The 6,595-nt window shown below is 69.0% G+C and carries 9 protein-coding genes; 3 read left to right on the top strand and 6 right to left on the bottom strand.

Features of this window, described 5'->3' with window-relative positions; genetic code table 11:
• The 3 genes from RI841_RS13190 to RI841_RS13200 form a co-directional block, all read right to left on the bottom strand.
• Window positions 1-1,086 (bottom strand): PAS domain S-box protein (locus RI841_RS13190; RefSeq protein WP_310706083.1); only part of this gene is annotated, 1,086 nt, incomplete at its 3' end.
• A complete protein-coding gene (locus RI841_RS13195; RefSeq protein WP_405000945.1) occupies window positions 1,086-1,748 on the bottom strand; it encodes a 2OG-Fe(II) oxygenase in 663 nt (220 codons plus the stop codon). The genes RI841_RS13195 and RI841_RS13190, both read right to left, overlap by 1 nt.
• Window positions 1,748-2,368, bottom strand: a complete 621-nt coding sequence (locus RI841_RS13200) for a CoA pyrophosphatase (RefSeq protein WP_310706085.1) — start codon at window positions 2,366-2,368, stop codon at window positions 1,748-1,750. Before RI841_RS13200 ends, RI841_RS13195 begins: the two co-directional genes overlap by 1 nt.
• A 103-nt stretch (window positions 2,369-2,471) precedes the next feature.
• Between RI841_RS13200 and RI841_RS13205 the strand changes: the two genes are divergently transcribed.
• Complete coding sequence (locus RI841_RS13205; RefSeq protein ID WP_310706086.1) at window positions 2,472-3,029, top strand: NUDIX hydrolase; 558 nt, start codon at window positions 2,472-2,474, stop codon at window positions 3,027-3,029.
• Between the two features lie 5 nt (window positions 3,030-3,034).
• On the opposite strand, the gene RI841_RS13210 is transcribed toward RI841_RS13205, so the two are convergent.
• Together RI841_RS13210 and RI841_RS13215 are read right to left on the bottom strand one after the other, a co-directional pair.
• Entirely contained in the window at window positions 3,035-3,790 is a 756-nt protein-coding gene (locus tag RI841_RS13210) for an SDR family NAD(P)-dependent oxidoreductase (RefSeq protein ID WP_310706087.1), read from the bottom strand.
• A 122-nt stretch (window positions 3,791-3,912) separates the two neighbouring features.
• Window positions 3,913-4,224 (bottom strand): NGG1p interacting factor NIF3, encoded by a 312-nt coding sequence (locus tag RI841_RS13215; RefSeq protein WP_310706088.1) that lies wholly within the window; start codon window positions 4,222-4,224, stop codon window positions 3,913-3,915.
• A gap of 318 nt (window positions 4,225-4,542) precedes the next feature.
• Between RI841_RS13215 and RI841_RS13220 the strand changes: the two genes are divergently transcribed.
• Both RI841_RS13220 and RI841_RS13225 read left to right on the top strand, forming a co-directional pair.
• Window positions 4,543-4,992 carry a fasciclin domain-containing protein gene (locus RI841_RS13220; RefSeq protein WP_405000946.1) on the top strand — a complete coding sequence of 150 codons (450 nt, stop codon included), beginning with the start codon at window positions 4,543-4,545 and terminating at the stop codon, window positions 4,990-4,992.
• A 147-nt stretch (window positions 4,993-5,139) separates the two neighbouring features.
• Window positions 5,140-5,982: a fructosamine kinase family protein gene (locus tag RI841_RS13225; RefSeq protein WP_310706090.1), complete on the top strand. Its 843-nt coding sequence runs from the start codon at window positions 5,140-5,142 to the stop codon at window positions 5,980-5,982.
• Here the strand turns inward: RI841_RS13225 and RI841_RS13230 are convergent.
• On the bottom strand, window positions 5,983-6,595 hold a 613-nt coding region (locus RI841_RS13230; protein WP_310706091.1), incomplete at its 5' end, for an ABC-type transport auxiliary lipoprotein family protein.

Consider the following 6,595-nt stretch of genomic DNA (forward strand, 5'->3'; position numbering starts at 1 on the left):
CAGGCGCTGGACCTGCGCGTTGATGCGCGTGAGGGGGAGGCGCAACTCGTCGACGGAGCGGGGCGGGTCGGCCGCGAGCTGCATCAGGGCTCCGCTGGCGTAGTTGGCGATCGCCCCCAGCGGCTGGTTCAGCTCGTGGGCAATGTTGGAGGCGAGCTCGCCGGTGGTGGCCAGACGGTTGGCGTGGGCGATCTGTTCCTGATGGCGGCGCTCCTGGGCCTCGGCGGCCTTGCGCAGGCCGATGTCGCGGTTGAGCAGCGAGAGGTGGTCGGGTTCGGCACCGGGCGCCGAGTGGGCCATTACCACGCTGAGCACCGGCACGGGCCCGTGCGGGCCGCGCATCTCGAGCTCGCCGCTCCAGCAGCCGTAGCGCGCCACGGCAGGCAGCACGACCTCGCGCAGTATCGCCAGGGCGTCCGGGGTGTAGGCCTGATCGAGGGGTGCCTCGCTGCTCTCCCGGAGGCGTCGGGACGGTCGAGAGAGCAGCCGGCGAGCGGCCTCGTTGGAATAGAAGATGCGCTCGTGGCCGTCGACAAACAGCACATAGTCGGTGGTCGACTCCACGACCCGAGCCAGGCGCTCGCGGTGGGCCTCGATGCGGATGCGCCGACTCACGTCCCGGGAGACACAGAGGATATCGATCAGCTCGCCGGTGGTGGGGTCACGGCGGGTGCGGCTGGTGGTCTCGAACCAGACGTAGTGGCCGCCCCTGGCCCGGAAGCGGTAGGTCTGCTGGTAGAAACCGTCGTGGTAGTAGACTCGCGGCGATTTGTTGAGCAGGTCCTGGAGGTCCGCGGGATGGAAGAGCTCGTAGGCACAGACGCCGACCAGCTCCTCGGGCGCGTAGCCGAGTAGCGTCCGGCACGCCGTCGAGGCGTAGAGGAAGGTGCCGTCCCGGTCGTGGCGGGAGATCAGGTCGGTAGTGCTGTCGGCCAGCCACCGGTAGTGGCGCTTCTCCTGCTCCAGGGACGCGTTGTGCGCCTCGAGGGTCGCGTTGTGCTCGACGAGCGCGGCGTTGTCCGCCTCCAGCGCGGCGAGGCGCGCCCTGAGCCGCTCCTTCTCCGGTGTCCCGGCGTCGCCCGCCATCAGCGCGCCGGGTCCACCAGGCCGCCCAGCGAGGCGTTGCGCCGGAACCAGCCGGCGATGCTGGCCCGCGGCAGGCGGGTGGGCAGCACCTCATGGGGCACGCTGTCGGAGAGGAAGCAGGCGAAGGTGCCGGCCTCGGGCAGCACCCGCGCCACCTCGCGCTCCGGGTCGTCGGAAGTGAAGATCACCATCTCGCCTCCGCCGTCGTCGGGCCAGTCGGGGTTCAGGTAGCCCACCGTGGAGACCACCCGGTTGGCGCGGCCGCGGAAGCTGTCGATGTGGCGCCGGTAGAAGGCGCCGGGCGGGTAGTGGGCGAAGTGCGCCTCGTACTCGAAGAGGCCCAGGAAGAGCGCCCGGTTGAGCTCCTGCTGCAGCTCGCCCATGGCCTCCAGATACTGCCGCCTGGCCTGGCTCTCGCGGTCCAGCCAGCGAATGGCGTCGCCGCGGATGTCCCGGCGCAGGGCGTGCTCCTGGCCGCGGCCAATGCCGGCGGCCTCCAGCGCCTCCCTGTCGGCCATGGCGCCGAGCTCCTGGTACAGCTCGGCGCACAGCTCGGCGGGAAGGAAGTCCTCGCCGACGTACCAGCCCTTCTCCACCAGGGCATCGACCAGTTCGGCCAGGCGTTCGCGAGGCAGGGCGGTGGCGAGGGCGTCGCGTTGCATCATGGACGGGAGACTCCGCGTTCGGGGAGGTAGAGCAGCTCCCCCGGCGGGCGCTTGAAGAGGCTGATCGGCATCTCGAACCCCTCGGCGAGCAGCTCCACCAGCATCATGGCCGAGAGCCCCCAGATCACGTGACCGTCGGTGCGGTAGCTGGGCACGTAGTAGTCTCGGCCGTCCACCCGGATCACGTCGGTGTGGGTGCGCTGGTCCTCCAGGAAGTGCGACAGCGGCACCTCGAAGATGGCATCGAGCTCGCTGGGGTCGGGGGTCAGCGGCAGGTCGGGCGGGATCACCCCCACCCAGGGCGTGACCCGGAGGCCATGCAGCGAGATCACATCCGACAGCCGGCCGAGCAGCTCCACGCGCTCCGGCGGCAGGGCGATCTCCTCCCGGGACTCGCGCAGGGCCGTGGCCAGCAGGTCAGCGTCCTGGGATTCGCGCTTGCCGCCGGGAAAGGCCACCTGGCCGCTGTGGGTGTTGAGGTGACCGGCACGCCGTGTGAACAGCAGGGTCGGTTCGGGTCGGTCGACGATGGGCAGCAGCACCGCCGCCTCGGGCAGGCGCAGCCTGACCCGGCGCGGCCGGTGTGCTTGCAGGCGTTCGCGAAGGTTATCTAACATGGGGTTTCCATCGGGTTTGACTCCTTCTACTCGGCCGCCATGAGCGGCGTCAAGCCCTGACCGGGCGGCCGCCATGCCGCCCACCGGCCTGCCAGGGAGCGCCATGAACTTCTGCAGTCACTGTGGCCATACCGTGCGCTTCGCGATTCCTTCCGGGGACGATCGCCCCCGCTACTGTTGCGACGAGTGCGGGACCATCCACTACCAGAATCCGCGCATCGTCGCCGGGACCCTGCCGGTGAGCGGCAGCCGAGTGCTGCTCTGCCGCCGGGCCATCTCCCCGCGCAAGGGGTTCTGGACCCTGCCGGCAGGCTACATGGAGAACGCCGAGACCACCGTCGAAGCGGCGGCCCGAGAGACCCGCGAGGAGGCCTGCGCCGAGGTCGAGATCCACGGCCTCTACACCCTCATCAACCTGCCGCACATCAACCAGGTCTACATGATCTTTCGTGCCGACCTCGACGGCGGCTTCGAGGCGGGGGCCGAGAGCCTCGAAGTGGCGCTGTTCGAAGAGCACGAGATCCCCTGGGACGAGCTTGCCTTTCCTACCATCGAGCGTACCCTGCGCCATTTCTATGACGACCGGCGGGATGCCGCCTTCCCGCTGCACGTCAGCGACATCACTGCCGAGGATCGCGAGCGCTACCTCGGCAGTGCCTGAATGCCTCAGTCCCGGTCGATGGTGAAGGGGGACCAGGTCTGGCGCGTCGGCATCACCTCCAGCCGGTTGATGTTGATATGGTCCGGCAGGGTCGCCACGTAGAAGATCTGCTCGGCGATATCCTCGGCCTGCAGCGGCGTGGTGCCGTGGTAGAGGGCATCCGAAGCGGCCTGGTCGCCCTTGGTGCGCACCAGGGTGAACTCGGTTTCGGCCATGCCCGGCGAGATGTCGGTGACTCTGACCCCGGTACCCTTCAGGTCGCAGCGCAAATTGTAGCCGAACTGCTCGACGAAGGCCTTGGTGGCGCCGTAGACGTGGCCACCGGGATAGGGCCAACTGCCGGCCACCGAGCCGATGTTGATGATGCTCGCCCCGGCGCCGGTGGCGATCAGCTGCGGCAGCAACGCATGGGTGACGTTGACCAGCCCGGTGACGTTGGTATCGATCATGGTGTGCCAGTCAGCGAGGTCGACCTCCTGGGCCGGCTTGGGCGCCAGCGCCAGGCCCGCATTGTTGACCAGGCAGGTGACCTCGCGAAACTCGGCGGGCAGTTCCTCGACCGCGCGGGCCACTGCCTCGGCATCCCGAACATCCAGGGTAAGGGTCAGCACCGGGACCTCGTCGCCGAGCGCCTGCTCCAGCGCCTCCAGACGTTCACTGCGGCGGCCGGTGAGGATCAGCGACCAGCCGGCGTCGGCGAAGCGGCGGGCGGCGGCGCGACCGAAGCCGGAGGTGGCGCCGGTAATCATGGCGATGGGCATGGGGGAATTCCTCCTGAGCGGAAATGGCATGTCGGACCCCGCATCATAGGCCGAGCGTCGATGTGTCTCCAGTGTTGGCCGGGCGTGTCGGGACTGGATAGATGCTTGGGAGTGGCTGACGTTCAGAGGGTTTCCAGCCGCCACACGTCATACGCGGGCTCCTCATAGGGGTGAGCCGTCTTCAGGGCATCCACCGCCTGGCGGATCAGCCCGTCCTCGCAGACCAGTTCCACCTTCAGCTCCTCCACCTGCTCCAGGTCGCCGACCCGGCCGATGTGGGGGTCGGCGCCCTCGAGCGGCCGGAACTGTCCGGTGCCCCGGGTCTGGAAGCAGCACGCCTCGTAGTCGCCGATGCGCCCCGCCCCGGTGGCGAAGACGGCTTCCTTGACGGCCTCGGCCTCCGCCACGGGCACATAGAAGGTCAGCTTGTACATGGTCTCGACTCCTCTCACCTGCATGATCGTCCTGCCGTTGTGCCATATCACGACGCCGACGTCAGCCATGCTGCTGCTTCTCGACGGGGAGCATGTGGCCTGCATGGTGCCATGCAAGAGCGCTCGAGAAAAAATACTTGTCCAGTGTCTGTACATGATATATTTTGTGTATAGGTCGATGCCGAAGGCGGTTACTGACCTGAGCGACACACCCCACCGGACGCGTGGCGTCCGGGGTCAGCCAAAGAGGATAAGTGCCCCATGAAGACCTTCACCACTCCCGTTCCCCAGTTCATCGGCGCCGGCATGCTGAGCCTGATGCTTGTGGGCGGTGCCCAAGCCGACCACCATGGCATGAAGAAGGACATCGTCGACACCGCGGCGGGTGCGGGCCAGTTCGAGACCCTGGTGGCCGCAGTCGAGGCAGCCGGCCTGGTCGAGACCCTCAAGGGCGAGGGCCCCTTCACCGTCTTCGCCCCGACCGACGCGGCCTTCGGTGCGCTGCCGGACGGCACCGTGGCGTCGCTGCTCGAACCCGAGAACCAGGAGCAGCTGCAGGCGATCCTCACCTACCACGTGGTGCCCGGGAAGGTCATGGCCGAGGACGCCATGCCCGCCGACAGCGCCACCACCGTGCAGGGCCAGGACATCACCATCACCACCATGGACGGCAGCGTGATGATCGATGACGCCACCGTGGTCCAGGCCGACATCGAGGCCAGCAATGGCGTCATCCACGTGATCGATAGCGTGCTGATGCCCGAGTAATCCTGGCTCCCTGGCAGGCATAGCCCGCTGTCACTGCTTGAATGCCTCCTTTTTGGCCGCCTCCCGGCGGTCTTTTTTCGTTGCTGCTTTGACAGCCCCAACGCAGCTGGCGACCCTCGTGACATCGAGTGAAAGGAGCCTTGCCGCATGCCCATCAACGAGATTCTCGCATCACTGCTGACCGACGCCGGGCTGACCCCGCGCGGGCAGCCAACGCCTTTGGGAGGCGGCGATATCGCCGAGGTTTCCCGCCTCGTGACCGACCAGGGGGAGGTAGTGGTCAAGCGCGACGCCCCCGAGCGGCTGGCCGGCGAGGCCGACGGCCTGCGGGCGCTGCGCGAGGCCGGCAGCGGGCTGGTCGTGCCCGAGGTGCTGGCCGAGGGCGACGGCTGGCTGGTGATGGAGGCGCTGGAGATGGCGCCGCGCCGTCGCGATGGCGCGGCCCTGGGCGAGGGACTGCGGCGGCTGCACGGGGTGACCGGTGAGGCGCATGGGTGGCCGAGAGACAATGCCTGCGGGCACACGCCCCAGCCCAATGCGCCGCTGCCCGACGGCCGCGCCTTCCAGCGCGAGCGCCGCCTGCTGCCCCTGGTTGCTGCCTGCCAGGCGCGAGGCCTGATGGATCGTCGGCTGCGCGCTCGTGTGGAGGCCATCGCCCATGGCCTGGAGGCCTGGCTGCCGGATGCGCCGGCGAGCCTGGTGCATGGCGACCTGTGGTCGGGCAACGTGCTCTTCACCCCGAGGGGGCCGGCGATCATCGACCCGGCGGTCTACCGCCACTACCCGGAGGTGGACCTGGCCATGCTGACGCTGTTCGGCGCGCCCGGCGAGGCGTTCTTCGAGGCCTACTGGAGTGCCGGCGCTCCGGCGGACTGGGCGAGGCGTGAGACGCTCTTCCAACTCTATCCCCTGCTCAACCACCTGCTGCTTTTCGGTGGAAGCTATCGCGGTGCAGTCGAGCGGGCGGTGGCGAGGCTGGAGGCCGCCTGATCAGGGCGAGCCGCGGGCCATCTGCGACAGTGTCCAGTCGACCAGCTCGCCGGCGAGCCGGTCGGCGGCGCGACCGAAAGTCTCGACCACGGCGTCGAGGCTGTCGTCCTCGCTTGCCACCACTGCCTCGATGCGGCGGCTGGCCAGCACCTCGCGGGTGGCCTCGTCGAGCAACTGGACCTCGAGGCGCAGCACCACCTCAGGCGCGCCCTCGCGGTAGCGGCTGTGGAAGGCCCCCAGGTGGCTCGCCAGGGCAGCGTCGCTGCGCGCCCGGCTGGTGTCGTCCACCACGGCGGCCAGGCGGCCGTCGAGGCGGAAAGCCGCGATCAGGTGGTCGCGCAGCAGTTGTGGGGCATCGTCGCGCCAGCGGGCTCCGGCATAGGCCTGGAACTCCCCGGGAGAGGGCATGACCAGCAGGCGGGGGCCATTCAGCGGCGCCCCCGCGCTTGGCGTGTCGACCCGCAGGGTCAGGTCGCGGACGGCCTCATGAGACGCTGACCGCGACGGTTCGGGCAGCGTGAAGAGGCGCACCGGCTCCTGCGCGGGAAGCAGGCTGCAGCCCGCCAGTAGCACCGCCATCAGCAGGCCCGGCAGTGCCCTGACGAGTCGTGAC

Origin of the sequence: Halomonas sp., from assembly GCF_031581305.1 — a bacterium.
GTDB lineage: Bacteria > Pseudomonadota > Gammaproteobacteria > Pseudomonadales > Halomonadaceae > Halomonas.

Coding starts and splice junctions, on each gene's coding strand:
- RI841_RS13195 (WP_405000945.1), bottom strand. CDS start 1,748: ATGCAACGCGACGCCCTCGCCACCGCCCTGCCTCGCGAACGCCTGGCC.
- RI841_RS13200 (WP_310706085.1), bottom strand. CDS start 2,368: ATGTTAGATAACCTTCGCGAACGCCTGCAAGCACACCGGCCGCGCCGG.
- RI841_RS13205 (WP_310706086.1), top strand. CDS start 2,472: ATGAACTTCTGCAGTCACTGTGGCCATACCGTGCGCTTCGCGATTCCT.
- RI841_RS13210 (WP_310706087.1), bottom strand. CDS start 3,790: ATGCCCATCGCCATGATTACCGGCGCCACCTCCGGCTTCGGTCGCGCC.
- RI841_RS13215 (WP_310706088.1), bottom strand. CDS start 4,224: ATGTACAAGCTGACCTTCTATGTGCCCGTGGCGGAGGCCGAGGCCGTC.
- RI841_RS13220 (WP_405000946.1), top strand. CDS start 4,543: ATGCTTGTGGGCGGTGCCCAAGCCGACCACCATGGCATGAAGAAGGAC.
- RI841_RS13225 (WP_310706090.1), top strand. CDS start 5,140: ATGCCCATCAACGAGATTCTCGCATCACTGCTGACCGACGCCGGGCTG.